Here is an 18,195-nt window from a genome sequence, read left to right as displayed (position 1 = left end):
TACGGCGCGGGCGCGATCCGCGGCGGGCAGGGACGCGAGCCGGCCGCGTACCTGAGGCTGCTCGGCCCCGGCAGTGTCCTCGGCGGTGCGCAGGCGCCTGACCTCGGGCAGGTCTTCGACGAGCGGCGCGGGCCGCAGGCCTGCCAGGGCCGGCAGATAGCGTTCCCAGTCGATGTCGGCGACCGTCACCGAGGCGTCGCCGTGCTCGATCGCCTGGCGCAGCGCGGCCATCGCGAGGTCCGGCGCCAGGGGCGTGAACCCGCCGCGCCGCAGCCGCTCGGACACCCCGGCCCCGTCGACGGCCATCCCGGCCTCGGCCCACGGGCCCCATGCCACGGAGGTGGCCGCGAGGCCCTGGGCGCGCCGGTGTTCGGCGAAGGCGTCGAGGAAGGCGTTGGCCGCCGCGTAGTTGCCCTGTCCGGCGGCGCCGATGACGCCCGCGGTGGAGGCGAACAGGACGAACGCGTCCAGGCCGGCGGTCAGTTCGTGCAGGTTGCGGGTGGCGGTCTCCTTGGCGCGCAGCACGCTCGCGAAGGCGTCCGGTGCCATCGTCTCGACCAGCCCGTCGTCCACGACGCCGGCCGTGTGGAACACCGAGGTGACCGGATGTTCGGCAAGCAGGGCGGCCAGTGCGTCGCGGTCGGCGACGTCGCAGGCGGCGATGACGGCCTTCTCGCCCAGTTCGGCGGCGAGTTCGGCCGCGCCGGGCGCGTCCGTGCCACGCCTGCTGACCAGGACGATCTTTTCGGCGCCGTTGGCGGCGAGCCAGCGGGCGACGTGCGCGCCGATGCCTCCGGTGCCGCCGGTGACCAGGGCCGTGCCGGGGCGGAACTCGCGGGCGGTGCCGTGGACGGCCCTGCGGCTCAGGCGGCGGCCGTAGGTGCCGGAGGGGCGCACCGCGACCTGGTCCTCATCGCGCTGGGCGAGGATGCCCGCGAGACGGCGCAGGGAGTTGCGGTCCAGTTGCTCCGGCAGGTCGACCAAACCGCCCCAGCGGGTGGGGTGTTCGAGGGCGACGACCCGGCCAAGACCCCACACAGCGGCCTGTTCGGGCCGGGTGACGGTCTCGGAACCGCCGACCGACACCGCGCCCCGGGTGGCGACCCACAGCGGGGCGTCGACGCCCGCCTCCCCGAGTGCCTGCACGACGAGGGTGGTACGGGCGAGGGCGGTCTCGGTGTCGGCGCCGAGCGCCACGAGCGAGAGCACACCGGCGTAGGGGCCGCCGTCGAGTCGGGCGGCGAGCGCGGCCCGGTCGGTGTCGGCCTCGATCACGTCGGTTCCGGCGCCGAGCGCGGCCACGATGTCCTGGACGTCGGCGGCGTCGTGGCCGTCCGCCGTCAGCACCAGCCACGGCCCGGTCGCCACGCCGGTCGCGGTGAGCGGCTTCCAGGTGACGCGGTAGCGCCAGGAGTCCACGGTGGACCGGAGCTTGCGGCTGCGCCATTCGGCGAGCGCGGCGAAGTCCTCGCGCTCGACGGCGTCCCAGAACGTGTCGTCGACACTGTCGCCGGCGGCCTGCGCCGACTGCGGCGCGACGGGCTCCGGCCAGTAGCGCTGGTGCTGGAACGGGTAGGTCGGCAGGTCGACGGTGCGCGCTCCGGCACCGTCGAAGTACGCCCGCCAGTCGACCGCGGTGCCGCGCACATGCACACCCGCCAGCGCGGTGAGCAAGGTGACGGCCTCGGGCCGCTCACCGCGCAGCGCCGGGACCAGTACGGCGTCCTCGGCCAGGCTCTCCCCCGCCATGCCGCACAGCACTCCGTCGGGTCCGAGTTCCAGGTACGTCCGCACGCCCCGGCTCTCCAACTGTCGTACGGCGTCGGCGAATCGCACCGTCTCGCGCACGTGCCGCACCCAGTGCTCCGGGTCGGTCACGTCACCGCTGGTGGCCAGCGGGATCTCGGGAGCGTTGAACGACAGCCCCGCGATGGCGGCACGGAAGTCGTCCAGCATCGGGTCCATCAACGGCGAGTGGAAGGCGTGCGACACCTTCAACCGCTTCGTACGACGGTCGGAGAACCGCTCCACGACCCGCGCCACATCGGCCTCGTCACCCGCAACCACCACGGACGACGGCCCGTTGACGGCCGCGATCGACACCGCACCATCCAGGTACGCAGCCACCTCCTCCTCGGTCGCCTCGACCGCCACCATCGACCCACCCGACGGCAACGCCTGCATCAACCGCGCCCGCGCCGACACCAGCGCACACGCGTCCTCCAGCGACAACACACCCGCCACATGCGCGGCCGCGATCTCACCGATCGAGTGCCCGGCGAGGTGGTCGGGCGTGACGCCCCACGACTCGACCAGGCGGTACAGGGCGACTTCGAGTGCGAAGATCGCGGGCTGGGCGTATCCGGTGCGGTCGAGGGTGTCCTGGTCCTCGCCCCACATCACCTCGCGCAGCGGCCGGTCCAGTTCGGCGTCGAGGTGGACGCAGACGGCGTCCAGGGCGTCGGCGAACGCGGGGTGGGTGTCGTACAACTCGCGGCCCATGCCGAGGCGTTGGGAGCCCTGGCCGGTGAACAGCAGTGCCGTACGACCTCGGGCGGCGGTGCCGCGGACGAGGGAGGCGTCCGGGAGGTCGTCGCGCAGTGCGGTCAGGCCGCGTACGAGTTCGGCGTGGTCGTGCGCCACGATGACGGCGCGCCGCTCGAAGGTGGAGCGGTGTCGGGCCAGGGATCCGGCGAGGTCGACGGGGTTGGCGTCCAGTTCCAGCAGCCGTGCGGCCTGCTGTCGCAGGGCCTCGTCGGCGCGTGCCGACAGCAGTACCGGGACCAGGGTCGGGGCGGGTTCCGGTGCCGGGTCCGCGGTGGGCGGCGCCTGTTCCAGGAGCAGGTGGGCGTTGGTGCCGCTGAGTCCGAAGGACGACACCGCGCCGCGGCGGGCGCGGCCGGTCTCGGGCCAGGGCTGCTGCTCGGTGAGCAGTTCGATGGTCCCGGTGGACCAGTCGACCTTGGTGGACGGCTGGTCGACGTGGAGGGTGCGGGGCAGGATGCCGGTCTGGAGCGCCTGGACCATCTTGATGACGGAGGCGACGCCGGAGGCCATCTGGGTGTGGCCGATGTTGGACTTCACGGAGCCGAGCAGCAGCGGCCGGTCGGCGGCGCGGTCCTGACCGTAGGTGGCGAGCAGGGCCTGCGACTCGATGGGGTCGCCGAGGTCCGTGCCGGTGCCGTGGCCCTCGATGGCGTCCACGTCGGACGGTGCGAGGCGGGCGTTGGCCAGGGCCTGGCGGATGACGCGCTGCTGGGAGGGGCCATTGGGTGCGGTGAGGCCGTTGGAGGCGCCGTCCTGGTTGATGGCGGAGCCGCGGACGACGGCGAGGACTCGATGGCCGGCCGCGATGGCGTCGGAGAGGCGTTCCATCAGGACCAGGCCGACGCCCTCGGCGAGGGTCATGCCGTCGGCGGAGTCGGAGTAGGCCTTGCAGCGGCCGTCCTTGGCGAGGGCGCGCTGCCGGCTGAAGCCGACGAAGGCGCCCGGGGTGGCCATGACGCTGACGCCGCCGGCGAGGGCGAGGCTGCTCTCGCCGTCGCGCAGCGACTGGCAGGCCAGGTGCATGGCGACCAGGGAGGACGAGCAGGCGGTGTCGAGGGTGACGGCGGGGCCTTCGAGGCCGAAGAGGTACGACACCCGGCCGGACAGCACGCTGGAGAGCGTGCCGGTGATCATGTGGCCCTCGTCGCCGGGGGCCGCTCCGGAGCCTCCGGAGGAGTAGTCCTGGTAGCTGGCGCCGATGAAGGCGCCGGTGCGGCTGCCGCGCAGGGTGTGCGGGTCGATGCCGGCGCGTTCCATGGACTCCCAGGCGGTCTCCAGGAGGAGGCGCTGCTGCGGGTCCATGGCGAGGGCCTCGCGGGGCGAGATGCCGAAGAAGCCGGGGTCGAAGTCGGCGACGTCGTGCAGGAAGCCGCCCTGCACGGAGTAGGCGCCGCCGGGGGCGTCGGGGTCGGGGTTGTAGAGCGCGGAGGCGTCCCAGCCGCGGTCGGCGGGGAAGCCGGAGATGGCGTCGACGCCGTCGAGCACGACCCGCCACAGGTCCTCGGGCGAGCTGACGCCGCCGGGGTAGCGGCAGGCCATGCCGATGATGGCGATGGGCTCGTCGGTGGCCGCGGCCGCGACGACCGGCTGCTGTGCCGTCGGGTCGGAGCCGAGGATCTCGGCGAGCAGGAACTCGGCGAGGGAGAGCGGGCTCGGGTGGTCGAAGACCATCGTGGTGGGAAGGGTGAGGCCGGTCGCGGCGGCGAGCTTGTTTCGCAGGTCGACGGCGGTGATGGAGTCGAAGCCGGCCTCGCGGAAGGCCCGGTGCTCGGTGAGCGCGTCGGGGCTCGCCATGCCGAGCACGCCGGCCGCCTGGGCGCGTACGAGATCGAGCAGGGTCTGCTCCCGCTCGGCGGGCGGCAGGGCGCGCAGCTTCGCGGCGAAGCCGTCGGCCTGCTCGTTTCCGGCCGACTGTGCGGCGGCCGTGGTGAGCGCCCGCACCTCGGGGAGCTCGTCGAAGAGCGTGGTGGGCCGGACGGCCGTGAACACGGGGTGGTAGCGGTCCCAGGCGACGTTGGCGATGGCCAGCTCGGTCTCGTCGTCCTCGATCGCCCGCTCCAGCGAGGCGAGCGCGAGGCGGGCCGGCATGAACTCCAGGCCGCTGCGCCGGATCTGCTCGGTGTCGACGCGGCCGAGGCCGAGGTCGTCGGACCAGATGCCCCACGAGACGGCGGTGCAGCGCAGGCCGCGGGCCCGGCGGGCGGCGGCGAGCGAGTTGAGGTAGGCGTTGCCGGCGACGTAGGCGGCGTGGTCGCCGCTGCCCCACATGCCGGAGACGGACGAGAACAGCACGAACGCGTCGAGGTCCTCGGTGAGCAGCTCGTCGAGGTGGCGGGCGCCGTCCACCTTGGCACTGAGGATGTCGGCGAGTGCCTGGGGGGTGGCGCCGTCGATGGAGTGCAGGCCGATGACCGCGGCGGTGTGGATCACCGAGCGGATGTCGTGGCCGTTCGCGCGCAGGTCGTCGAGCAGGGTGGCGACGGCATCGCGGTCGGCGATGTCGCAGGCCACGACGGTGGTTGGCGTGCCGATCTCGGCGAGTTCGGCGGCGAGTTCGCGTGCGCCGGGCGCGTCGAGGCCTCGGCGGCTGGTGAGCACCAGGTGCTCGGCGCCCAGGTGGGCGAGCCAGCGGGCCACGTGCGGGCCGAGTGTGCCGGTGCCGCCGGTGATGATCGTCGTGCCGCGCGGCGTCCACTCCCGCCGCTTGTCGGGGCGGGCGGGGGCGCGCACGATCCGGCGGGCGAGGGTGCCCGAGGCACGGATCGCCAGCTGGTCCTCCTGACCGGCCCCCGTGAGGGCGGCGACCAGGCGCCGTCCGGCCCGGGCGTCGAGTGCGAGGGGCAGGTCGATGGAGCCGCCCCAGCGCTGCGGGTGTTCCAGCGCGGCGGTCCAGCCGATACCGAGGGCCTGGGCCTGGCCGGGGTGGGTGACGGTGTCGGAGCGGCCGGTGGACAGGGCATCGCGGGTGAGGTTCCAGACGGGCGCGGTGATACCCGCGTCGCCGAGGGCGTTGATCAGGGAGACGGTGAGGAGCAGGCCGAGTGGCAGCCCCGGCGTGGCCGGCCGCTCGGCGGCGGGCAGCAGCGAGACGACGCCGGCGAGGTCGACATCGGCGAGGTCGGAGAGCCTGGCCGCGAGGACGGCACGGTCCGCGTCGGCCTCGCCGAGCGTGATACGGCGGACCTCGGCACCCCCGGCTTCCAGGGCCGCGACCACGTCGGCGTCGTCGCTGTCGTCGGCGGCGACGACCAGCCAAGTGCCGGTGACGGCAGCGCCGTTGAGGCCGCGCAGGGGCTTCCAGGTGACCCGGTAGCGCCAGGCGTCGGTGGTGGAGCGGTCACGGCCCGCCTGACGCCAGGTGGTGAGCGCGGGCAGGACGGCGGCGAGGGTCTCCTCGTCGAGGTGCAGCGAGCGGGTGAGCGTGGCGAGGTCGGACTGCTCGACCGCCGTCCAGAACGCGGCGTCGGCCGGGTCGGCGGCACCGGCGGCCTGCGGCGGCATGGCCGGGCCGGTCCAGAACCGCTCACGCTGGAAGGCGTACGTCGGCAGGTCGACGCGGCGCGCCCCGGCGAACTGCTCCTTCCAGCGCACCGGAATCCCGCGCACCCACACCTCGGCGACCGAGGCGAGCACCCGGGCGGCGCCCCCCGCGTCACGACGCAGGGTGCCGGTGACGACGGCGCGTCGGCCGGCGTCCTGCGCGGCGTCCTGCACGCCAGGGGTGAGCACGGGATGCGAACTGACCTCGATGAACGCCTGGTGCCCGGCCGCGAGGAGCGTGTCCACGGCTTCGGCGAGGCGCACGGTGCGGCGCAGGTTGGTGTACCAGTACTCGGCGTCGGTGGTGGCGTGGTTCCACTCGCCGGTGACCGTGGAGAGGAAGGGGACCTCGGGTTCCCGCGGCCGGATCGGCGCCAGGTCGCGCAGGAGTTCCTCGCGGAGCACCTCCACCTGCGCGGAGTGCGAGGCGTAGTCGACCTCGATCCGGCGCACGCGGACGCCTTCCTCGGTGAGCGCCCCGCACAGCGCGTCCAGGGCCTCCAGGTCGCCGGAGACCGCGACCGAGCGGGGGCCGTTGGTGGCGGCGAGCGAGAGCCTCTCGCCCCATTCGGCGAGGCGCGGCTCGATCTCGGCGGCGGACAGCGCGATGGACACGATGCTGCCGGAGCCGGACATGGTGCGCCCGATGGCCTGGCTGCGCAGCGCCACCACGCGCGCGGCGTCCTCCAGCGACAGCGCGCCGGACACCGCGGCGGCGGCGATCTCGCCCTGGGAGTGGCCGATCACGGCGTCGGGGGTGACGCCGTACGCCTTCCACACCTCGGCGAGGGACACCATCACCGCCCAGGAGGCGGGCTGGACGACGTCCACGCGGTCCAGGAAGCCGCCGCCGCGGATGACGTCGATGAGCGACCAGTCGGTGAACGGGCGCAGTGCGGCGGCGCACTCGGCGAGCCGGGCGGCGAACACCGGTGATTCGTCGAGGAGTTGTGCGCCCATGCCGACCCATTGGGTGCCCTGGCCGGGGAAGACGAAGGTGACCTTGCGTTCCAGGTCGGCGACGCCGCGCGCGATCTCGACGCCGTCGAGGAGCACCGCGCGGTGGTCGAACACGGAGCGGTGGGCGAGCGAGAACCCGATGTCGTGCGGGCTTCCCGGCACCTCGCGCAGCCGCTCCACCTGGGCGAGCAGCGCGGCGTCGGACTTCGCGGAGACGACCCAGGGGGCGACGGCGGCCGCGCCGGCGAGGACCGGGACGGGCGCCTCGCTCACCTCTTCGGCGACCGGGGCGTCGTCGCCCGGCGCCTGTTCCAGGATCACGTGGGCGTTGGTGCCGCTGATGCCGAACGACGACACGGCGGCGCGCGCCGCGCGACCCGTCTCCGGCCACGGCGTGGGCTCCTTGAGCAGCGACAGCGCGCCGGAGCTCCAGTCGACGTGCGAGGACGGCGCGTTGAGGTGCAGGGTCTGCGGCAGGACCTCGTGCCGCAGCGCCATCACCATCTTGATCACCGACGCCACGCCGGCCGCGGACTGGGTGTGGCCGATGTTCGACTTCACCGAGCCGAGCAGCAGCGGCCGGTCGGCGTCCCGGTCGCGGCCGTAGGTGTTGAGCAGCGCCTGCGCCTCGATGGGGTCGCCGAGCGCCGTGCCGGTGCCGTGCGCGTCCAGGGCGTCCACCTCGGACGGCAGCACGTCGGCGTTGGCCAGGGCCTGCTGGATGACGCGCTGCTGGGAGGGGCCGTTGGGGGCCGACAGTCCGTTGGACGCGCCGTCCTGGTTGACCGCGGAGCCGCGTACGACGGCCAGCACCGGAAGCCCGCCCCGGCGCGCGTCGGACAGCTTCGCGAGGAACAGCATGCCGATGCCCTCGGACAGGATCATGCCGTCGGCGGAGTCGTCGAACGCCTTGCAGCGGCCGTCCTTCGCCAGGGCGCGCTGCCGGGAGAACGCGATGAGCGGCTTCGGGTTCGGCATCACGGTGGCGCCGCCGGCGACGGCGTACGTACTCTCCCCGGACCGCAGCGACTGGCAGGCCAGGTGCAGGGCGACCAGGGAGGAGGAGCAGGCGGTGTCGACGGTGACGGCCGGGCCCTCGAAGCCGAACACGTACGACACCCGGCCCGACAGCACCGACGGGCTGCTGCCGGTGACGGCGTAGCCCTCGCTGCCGCCGCCGTCGCCACCGCCGTACTCGATGTAGCTGGACCCGATGAACGCGCCGACGCGGTCGCCGCGCAGCGCGGCGGGGTCGAGGCCGGCCCGCTCGACCGCCTCCCAGGTGGTCTCCAGCAGCAGCCGCTGCTGCGGGTCCATGCCGGTGGCCTCGCGCGGCGAGATCCCGAAGAACGCCGGGTCGAAGTCGCCGGCGTCCGGCAGATAGCCGCCGGCGGTGGTGTACGTCGTGCCGGGCCGGTCGGGGTCGGGGTCGTACAACTGGCCCATGTCGAAGCCGCGGTCGCCGGGGAACTCGGTGATCGCATCGGTGCCCGCGAGCACCATGTCCCAGAACCGTTCCGGGGTGTCCGCGCCGCCGGGGAAGCGGCACGACATGCCGATGATGGCGATGGGTTCGTCGGAGCCGTCGCGGTGGGCGGTCCAGACGGTGTCGGCTTCGGTGGCGCCGAGCAGTTCGGCGAGCAGGTGGTCGGCGAGGACCGCGGGGGTCGGGTAGTCGAAGACCAGCGTGGCGGGCAGCTGGAGCCCGGTGGCGTCGGAGAGCTTCTTGCGCAGCTCGACGGCGGTGAGCGAGTCGAAGCCGATGTCGCGGAAGGCGCGGTGCTCGCCCACCTCGTCGGCGGAGCCGTGGCCCAGCGTCGCCGCGGCCTCGGCACGGACCAGGTCGACGATGCGGCGCCGCCGGTCGTCCTCCGGCAGATCGCGTAGCCCGCGGACGAAGTCGGAGTCGCTGCGCGCGGGTTCGGCGGGCGCGGTGAGCAGCGCCTTCGCCTCGGGCAGGTCGGCGAGCAGCGGGCTCGGCCGCACCGAGGTGAAGACCGGGAAGTAGCTCTCCCAGGCGACGTCGGCGACGGTGACGCAGGTGTCGCCGTGCACGAGGGCACGGTTGAGTTCGGTGACCGCCTGCTCGGGCGGAAGGAGGGTCAGGCCTCGCTTGGACAGGTGCTCCGACATCGCGGCGTGGGTCGCCATGCCGACCTCGGCCCAGGGGCCCCAGGCTATGGACGTGGCCGCGAGACCACGTGCCCTGCGATGCTCGGCGAGCGCGTCGCAGTACGCGTTGGCCGCACCGTAGGCGGCCTGGCCGCCGCTCCCCCACACGCCGGCGATCGAGCCGAACAGGACGAAGAAGGCGATGTCACCGACGAGTTCGTCGAGGTGTCGGGCGCCGTCGACCTTTGCGGCCAGCACGTCCGCGAAAGCGGTCAGGTCGGTGTGCTCCAGCGGCGCCTGCTGGGGGGCGCCGGCGGCGTGCACGACGCCGGTGAGGTCGTCGATGCCGTCCAGGAGGTGCTGGAGTGCTGCCCGGTCGGCGACATCGCAGGCGACGATCTCCACCCGGGGCCCCAACTCCTCCAGCTCCGCCCTGAGTTCGGCGGCGCCCGGCGCATCCGGGCCACGTCGGCTGGTCAGGACGAGGGTCTCGGCGCCGCGTCCGGCGAGCCACTTGGCGGTGGTGGCGCCCAGGCCGCCGGTACCTCCCGTGATCAGCACCGTGCCGGAGACGGGGAGGGCGGCGGGCAGCGCGTCGACCGGTCGGCGGGCGAGACGGCGGCCGAGAACGCCGGTCGAGCGCACGGCGACCTGGTCCTCGCCGTCGAGTCCGGCGACGACGGTGACCAGACGGCGCAGGGCGTTCTCGTCGAGGGTGTCCGGGAGGTCGACCAGGCCCGCCCAGCGCTGCGGGTACTCCAGCGCGGCGGCCCGGCCGAAGCCCCACACCGCCGCCTGGGCCGGCGAACGAACCTCGTCGCCGAGACCTGCGGCGACCGCGCCGGAGGTGACCGTCCACAGCGGGGCGTCGAGCCTCTTGACGAGTTCGACGGTGAGCGCGAGGCCGACGGTGAGCGCGGCGTGCGGACGCTCGTCCAGCGCGAGCAGCGACACCGCGCCGTCGCAGTCGGGGAGTTCGCCCATGGCGGCGACATCGGCGGGGTCGTCGGCCGGATCATCGAGGGTGACCACGGTGACGTCGGCGCCGTGCGCGGCGAGCGCGGCGCGGTAGGGCTCGGGGTCGGTGTCGCCGGAGGTGAACAGGGCGATGCGACCGTCCAGGACCGGGGTGGCGGCGGCCCGCAGCGGCGCCCACAGCACCCGGTAGCGCCAGGAGTCGAGGAGGGTCTTCTCCTGGTTGCCGTGCCGCCAGGACGACAGCACCGGGATCAGGGAGTCCAGGGAGGAGCGCTGGTCGGCGTCCAGCCCGAGCAGTGCGGCGAGTTCGCGGGCGTCACCGCGTTCGACGGCCGCCCACAGGGTGGCGTCGGCGGGGTCGGCCGAGGTGTCGGAGCCGGCGGCGGGCGGCTGCTGCGGCGCGCCGAGCGGCCAGTAGTACTCGTGCTGGAAGGCGTAGGTGGGCAGGACGATCTCGCGGGCGCCTGCGAAATAGGTGCGCCAGTCGACGCCCACCCCGGCCGCGAACAGCCGGCCCAGGGCGGCGACCACGGCCTCCTCCTCGCCCCGGTCCTTGCGCAGCACCGGGACGGCCTCGTCGACCAGGGCGGACAAGGCGCCCTCGGGGCCGATCTCCAGGAAGGTGGTGACACCCGAGTCGCGCAGTGCCTGGACGTGGTCCGCGAACCGAACGGCGTCGCGCACGTGCCGCACCCAGTACTCCGGGTCGGTCACGTCACCGCTGGTGACCAGCGGGATCTCGGGGGCGTTGAACGACAGCCCCGCGATGGCGGCACGGAAGTCGTCCAGCATCGGGTCCATCAACGGCGAGTGGAAGGCGTGCGACACCTTCAACCGCTTCGTACGACGGTCGGAGAACCGCTCCACGACCCGCGCCACATCGGCCTCGTCACCCGCAACCACCACGGACGACGGCCCGTTGACGGCCGCGATCGACACCGCACCATCCAGGTACGCAGCCACCTCCTCCTCGGTCGCCTCGACCGCCACCATCGACCCACCCGACGGCAACGCCTGCATCAACCGCGCCCGCGCCGACACCAGCGCACACGCGTCCTCCAGCGACAACACACCCGCCACATGCGCCGCCGCGATCTCACCGATCGAGTGCCCGGCGAGCGCGCCCGGCCTGATCCCCCACGAGCGCACGAGCCGGAACAGGGCGACCTCGACGGCGAACAGCGCGAGCTGGGCGTGGCCCGTCCGGTTCAGCTCCTCCTGGTCCTCGCCCCACATGACGTCGCGGACGTCGAGACGCTGCAGCACCTCGTCCAGGGCGTCCCTGAACACCGGGTGGCGCTCGGCGAGTTCACGCCCCATGCCGAGGCGCTGGGTGCCCTGTCCGGAGAACAGGAAGGCGACCTTGCCCGGCGCGGCCTCGCCCTCGACGAGCGCGCCGTCCGTGTGCTCGGTGGCCAGCGCGGTCAGCGCCCGCAGCAGCCCCTCGCGGTCCTCGGCGACGACGGCCGCCCGCTGCTCGAACGCGGAGCGGGTGGTCGCCAGCGAGTACGCGAGGTCGGTGAGGTCGAGCGAGGTGTCGCCGGCCACGAACGACCGCAGCCGGGCGGCCTGGCCGCGCAGCGCGCGCCGGGTGCGGGCCGACAGGACGAAGGGCCCGCGGACCTGCTGCAGCGACTCGCCTGCCTGCTGCAGGGACTCACGGGGCGGCTCCTCGGCCTCGCGGCGCAGCTGTGCGGCATCGGCGCTTTCGAGGATCAGGTGCGCATTGGTGCCGCTGATGCCGAAGGAGGAGACGCCGGCCCGGCGCGGCCGGTCGGCCTGCGGCCACTCGGTGTTCTCGGTGAGCAGCCGGACTGCGCCCTCGGTCCAGTCGACATGCGTGGACGGCTCGGTGACGTGCAGGGTTCTCGGCAGTACGCCGTGGCGCATCGCCATGACCATCTTGATGACGCCGGCGACGCCCGCCGCGGCCTGGGTGTGGCCCATGTTGGACTTCACCGAGCCGAGCAGCAGCGGCCGGTCGTCGTCGCGGTCCCGCCCGTAGGTGGCGAGCAGGGCCTGCGCCTCGATGGGGTCGCCGAGGGTGGTGCCTGTGCCGTGCGCCTCGACCGCGTCCACCGCGTCCGGGGTGAGCCCGGCGGAGGCCAGGGCCGCGCGGATGACGCGCTGCTGGGCGGGGCCGTTGGGGGCCATCAGGCCGTTGGAGGCGCCGTCCTGGTTGACGGCCGAGCCACGGACGACGGCGAGGACGCGGTGGCCGTTGCGCCGGGCGTCCGAAAGCCGTTCCAGTACGACCACACCGGCACCCTCGGCCCAGCCGACGCCGTCGGCGGAGTCGGAGAAGGCCTTGCACCGGCCGTCCGGGGACAGGCCGCGCTGCCGGGAGAACTCGATCAGCGCGGTCGGTGTCGACATGACGGTGACACCGCCGGCCACCGCGAGCGAGCACTCACCGGCACGCAGCGCCTGCATCGCCCAGTGCATGGCCACCAGCGACGAGGAGCACGCCGTGTCCACGGTGACGGCGGGCCCCTCCAGGCCCAGCGTGTAGGAGACCCGGCCGGACACGATGGACGGCGAGGTGCCGGCGCCCTGGAAGCCCTCGAAGTCGCCGCCGCCGAGCCGGGCGCCGTAGTCGTTGTACATGACGCCGGCGAAGACACCGGTCTGGCTGCCGCGCAGCGAGGTCGGGGCGATGCCCGCGTTCTCGATCGCCTCCCAGACGACCTCCAGCAGGATGCGCTGCTGCGAGTCGGTGCCAAGGGCCTCGCGGGGCGACATGCCGAAGAACCCGGCGTCGAACTCGCCGGCGTCGTGCAGGAATCCACCGGAGCGGGAGTACGTCGTGCCGGGGTGCTCGGGGTCGGGGTGGTACAGGTTCTCCAGGTCCCAGCCCCGGTTGGCGGGCAGGCCGGTGACGGCGTCGCCGCCCTCCGACACCAGCCGCCACAGGTCGTCGGGCGAGCCGATGCCGTCGGGGTAGCGGCAGCCCATCCCGACGATGACGATCGGGTCGTCGGAGACGTCGGTGACCGCGGTGGGGGCGGTGATCTCGGCCGCGCCGTCGAAGAGGTCGTCCAGCAGGTGGGCGGCGAGCGCGGTGGGGGTCGGGTAGTCGAACACCATCGTCGCGGGCAGTCTGAGCCCGGTCACGGCGGTGAGCTGGTTGCGCAGTTCGACCGCGGTGAGCGAGTCGAAGCCGAGGTCCTGGAACTGCCGCGTCGGCTCGATCTCGGCGCCCGAGGCGTGGCCGAGCACCGCGGCGACCTGCGTGCGCACCAGGTCGAGCAGGGCGTCGCCGCGCTCGTCCGCGGGCAGTTGGGCGAGGCGGCGGACGAGGGTGTCGGCGGTCTGCGAGCCGGTGGCGGCGCGGCGGACGCGGGTGCGGATCAGGCCGCGCAGCAAGGGCGGCACCTCGCCGCGCCGGCGCAGCGTCGCGAGGTCGAACCGCGCGGGTACGGCGGTGGCGTGGGAGCCCGCGACCGTGGCGTCGAACAGCCGCAGTCCCTGCTCGACGGTGAGCGGTGGCATGCCGGTGCGGGCCATGCGCTCGGCGTCGGCGTCGGCGAGCATGCCGGCCCCCGCCCAGGCGCCCCAGGCGAGCGACACGGCGGGCAGGCCCTCGGCCCGCCGGTATTCGGCGAGTGCGTCGAGGAAGTGGTTGCCCGCCGCGTAGTTGGCCTGGCCGGGGGTGCCCCAGGTGCCGGCGAGGGACGAGAACAGCACGAACGCCTTGAGGTCCAGGTCCCGGGTGAGTTCGTGCAGGTGCCAGGCCGCGTCCGCCTTGGGGCGCAGCACGGGGTGGAGCCGTTCGGGGGTGAGGGAGGAGAGCACGCCGTCGTCGAGGACGCCGGCCGCGTGCACGACCGCGCTGACGGGGTGCTCGCGCAGCAGCTCCGCCAGCGCCTCGCGGTCGGCGACGTCGCACGCGGCGACGGTCACCTCGGCGCCCAGCGCCCGCAGTTCGGAGACGTCGGCCGTGCCGCTGCGGCTGACCAGCACCAGTTCGCGGACACCGTACGCCGTCACGAGGTGCTGTGCGATCAGCTTGCCGAGACCGCCGGTGCCGCCGGTGACCAGGACCTTGTCGCCCCAGTCGGCCTGCGGCTCGGCGGCTTGGGCGCGGGTCAGGCGGGGCGCGTAGGCCTCGCCGTCACGCAGGGCGAGCTGCGGTTCGTCGGAGCCGATCGCCTGGCCCAGCGCCGTCAACGAGGCTTCGGTGCCGTCGAGTTCGAGCAGGGTGTGGCGGCCGGGGGCCTCGGACTGGGCGGAGCGGACCATGCCCCAGACGGCGGCGGAGGCGAGGTCGCGGTTGCTGGTGACGAAGACGAGCCGTTCCTCGCGCTCCTCCTGGAGCAGGCTGAGGACGCGTTCGGTGAGCGTGTGCACGGAGCCGACGACGTCCGCGTCGCCGAGCAGGGGCACGACGAGCACGTCGGCGTCGTCTTCGCCGCCGAGCCCGAACACGTCCTCGCCCAGCACGGAGTACGCGGTGGGCTCCGCGGGCACGGTGACCGACACCCAGTCGACGGTGAACAGCGCGTCGCGGTCGGTGGCGGCGGAGGGTGCGCCGACGGGCCGTACGACCAGCGAGTCCACGGTGGCGACCGGTTCGCCGGAGGCGTCGGCCGCGGCGATGGCGTAGGTGTTGTCGCCGCTGCGGGTCAGGCGCACGCGCAGTTCGCTCGCGCCGGTGGCGTGCAGGGACACGCCCTCCCAGGAGAACGGCAGTCCGGCGTCGCCCTCCCCGGCGGCGAGCGCGGCGTGCAGAGCGGCGTCCAGCAGTGCCGGGTGCAGGCCGAAGCCCGCCGCGTCGGCGTCCTCGGGCAGCCGCACCTCGGCGTAGAGGGCGCCGTCGCCGCCCTGCCAGGCCGCCTGGAGCCCCTGGAACACGGGCCCGTACTCGAAGCCCATGCCCGCGAACTGGTCGTAGCAGCCGTCGATGTCGAGGGGGCGGGCGTCGGCGGGCGGCCACACGGTGGTGCCGAAGGACGTGGCGCGGGCGGGTGAGGTGAGGACGCCGGTGGCGTGCTGCGTCCACGGCTCGTCCTCCTCGCCGTCCGGGCGGGAGTGGACGGTGACGGTGCGGCGGCCGTCGGCGTCCGGCTTGCCGATCCACAGCTGCACCTGGACGCCGCCGGTCTCGGGCAGCGCGAGCGGCGCGGTGAGGGTCAGTTCCTCGACGCGGTCGCAGCCGACCTCGTCGCCGGCGCGGACGGCGAGTTCGAGGAAGGCGGTGCCGGGCAGCAGGACCGTGCCGCGCACGGCGTGGTCGACCAGCCACGGGTGGGTGGTGCGGGTGAGGCGGCCGGTGAGCAGCACCCCGTCGGAGTCGGCGAGCGAGACCGCGGCGGTGAGCAGCGGGTGCTGCGCGGCGCCGAGGCCGGCCGAGCGCGGGTCGAAGCCGAAGCTGCCGCCCTTGGGCCAGTAGCGCCGGGTCTGGAAGGCGTACGTCGGCAGGTCGACTCGGCGGGCGCCGGTGCCGGCGAAGTACTCGGCCCACTTCACGGTGGTGCCGCGCACATGCAGGGCGGCGAGGGCGGCGGTGACGGTGTCGGTCTCGGGGCGGCCGGAGCGCAGCAGGGGCAGTGCGGTGACGTCGTCTGCGCTCTCCTGTGCCAGGGCGGACAAGACGGCGTCGGGGCCGACTTCGAGGAAGGTGGTGACGCCGTGCTCGTGCAGCCAGCGGACGCCGTCGGCGAACCGCACCGCGCGGCGGACGTGGTCCACCCAGTAGTCGGCGGAGGTGACCTGCTCGACGCGGGCCTGCTCGCCGGTGACATTGGAGATCAGGGGGATGAGCGGCGGGTTCAGGGTGAGGTCGGCGACGACGGCGCGGAAGTCGGCGAGCATCGGGTCCATCAGCGGCGAGTGGAAGGCGTGCGACACCGCGAGGCGCTTGGTCTTGCGGCCCTCGGCGGTGAAGTGCGCCTCGATCGCGGCGACGGCGTCGGCCGCTCCGGCGACGACGACCGAGCGGGGGCCGTTGACGGCGGCGACGGAGACCTGTCCGGCGGGGATCCGCCCGTCCGACTCGGCGTCGCCGAGGTGGGCCAGGACCTCGTCCTCGGTGGCGGTGACCGCCAGCATGGCGCCGCCGGCGGGCAGTGCCTGCATGAGGTCGCCGCGGGCGGTGACGAGGCGGGCGGCGTCCTCCAGCGAGAGCACTCCGGCGACGTGCGCGGCGGCGATCTCGCCGATCGAGTGCCCGGCGACGAAGTCGGGCTTCAGGCCCAGGGATTCGGCCAGGCGGTAGAGGGCGACCTCGAACGCGAACAGCGCGGGCTGAGTGTGCCGCGTCTGGTCCAGGATCTCGGCGTCGTCGCCCCAGACGATGTCGCGCAGCGCGGGGTCGAGGTGGGCCAGGGCGGCGTCGAACGCCTCCCGGAAGACGGCGAAGCGCTCGGACAGTTCGCGTCCCATGCCGAGGCGCTGGGCGCCCTGGCCGGTGAAGAGGAACGCGCACTTCGAGCGGGTCACGGTGGCCTGAAGGAGCCCGGCGGCCGGTTCGTCGGCGGCGAGGGCGGCGAGGCCGGCCCGGATGTCGCCGGTGATCGCGGCGCGGTGGTCGAAGCTCGACCGGGTGGTGGCCAGCGAGTGGGCGAGGTCGAGTGCGCGGTGCTGGTCGACGACGGTCAGCAGCCGCGCGGCCTGGGCGCGCAGCGCCTCCCGGGAGCGGCCCGAGACGAGGACCGGCACGGTGCCCGCGGGCACCGGGACCTGCTCCTGCGTGGGTGCCTCGGCGGGCGGGGCCTGCTCGATGATGGTGTGCGCGTTGGTGCCGCTGAGGCCGAACGAGGAGACGGCGGCGCGGCGGGGCTGCCCGGTCTCGGGCCAGGGCCGGTTCTCCCGCACCAGTTCTACGGCGCCGGAGTCCCAGTCGACGTGCGAGGAGGGCCGGTCGACGCCGAGGGTCTGCGGGACGACGCCGTGGCGGATCGCCATGACGGCCTTGATCACGCCGGCGACTCCGGCGGCGGCCTGGGTGTGGCTGAGGTTGGACTTCACGGAGCCGAGCAGCAGCGGCCGGTTCGCGTCGCGGTCCCGGCCGTAGGTGGCGAGCAGGGCCTGGGCCTCGACGGGGTCGCCGAGGGTGGTGGCGGTGCCGTGCGCCTCGACGACGTCGATCTGGTCGCTGGTGAGCCGCGCGTTGACGAGGGCCTGCTCGATGACGCGTCGCTGCGAGGGGCCGTTGGGCGCGGTGAGGCCGTTGGAGGCGCCGTCCTGGTTGACGGCCGAGCCGCGCAGGACCGCGAGGACCTCGTGGCCGTTGCGCTGCGCGTCCGAGAGGCGTTCCAGGACGAGCATGCCGACGCCCTCGGCCCAGCCGGTGCCGTCGGTGGAGTCGGCGAACGAGCGGCAGCGGCCGTCCGAGGACAGGCCGCCCTGGCGGGAGAACTCGATGAACGTCGCCGGGTTCGCCATGACGGTCACACCGCCGGCCAGCGCGAGCGAGCACTCGCCGGCGCGCAGCCCCTGCATGGCCAGATGCATCGCCACCAGCGACGACGAGCAGGCGGTGTCGAGGGTGACGGAGGGCCCGACGAGGCCGAGGGTGTAGGAGATGCGTCCGGAGATGACGCTGTTGGAGCTGCCGAGCAGGACCATGCCCTCGCCGCCGTCGCGGGGACCGAGCTGGTAGTCCTGGTTCATGGCGCCGGCGAACACCGCGGTCTGGCTGCCCTTGAGGGTGTGCGGGTCTATGCCGGCCCGCTCCAGCGCCTCCCAGGTGACCTCCAGCAGGACCCGCTGCTGCGGGTTCATGCCCAGCGCCTCGCGCGGCGAGATGCCGAAGAAGTCGGCGTCGAACTCTCCGGCACCGTCGAGGAAGCCGCCCTGGTCGGTGGCCGACAGGGCGAGCATGTCCGGGTCCCAGCCGCGGTCCTGGGGGAACGGGCGGATGCCGTGCTCGCCGCTGACGACCATGCGCCACAGGTCCTCGGGGCTCTTCACCCCGCCGGGGAAGCGGCAGCCGATACCGACGACGGCGATCGGCTCCTGCGCCGCCGCCTCCAGGTCCTGAAGCCGCCGCCGAGTGCGCTGAAGGTCCGTACTGGCCCGTCGAAGGTAGTCCCGGAGCTTCTGTTCGTTGTCCAT

Annotated in this window: 1 protein-coding gene (cut by a window edge); it reads right to left on the bottom strand. The window is 74.0% G+C overall.

Translation table 11 applies throughout. The features are described 5' to 3' along the window. Nucleotides 1-18,195: the 5' portion of a type I polyketide synthase gene (locus tag ACTMVF_RS18065; RefSeq protein ID WP_441272068.1), read on the bottom strand. 8,838 nt of this gene lie to the left of the window's left edge; the window shows 18,195 of its 27,033 coding nt (coding positions 1-18,195); the start codon lies at nucleotides 18,193-18,195; its stop codon lies beyond the left edge, outside the window.

The sequence above is a fragment of the Streptomyces sp. SD31 genome (genome assembly GCF_052068475.1).
Taxonomy (GTDB): Bacteria; Actinomycetota; Actinomycetes; order Streptomycetales; family Streptomycetaceae; genus Streptomyces.
Note: the sequence above shows the minus strand (reverse complement) of the source record. Positions and strands in the feature narration are given on the sequence as shown.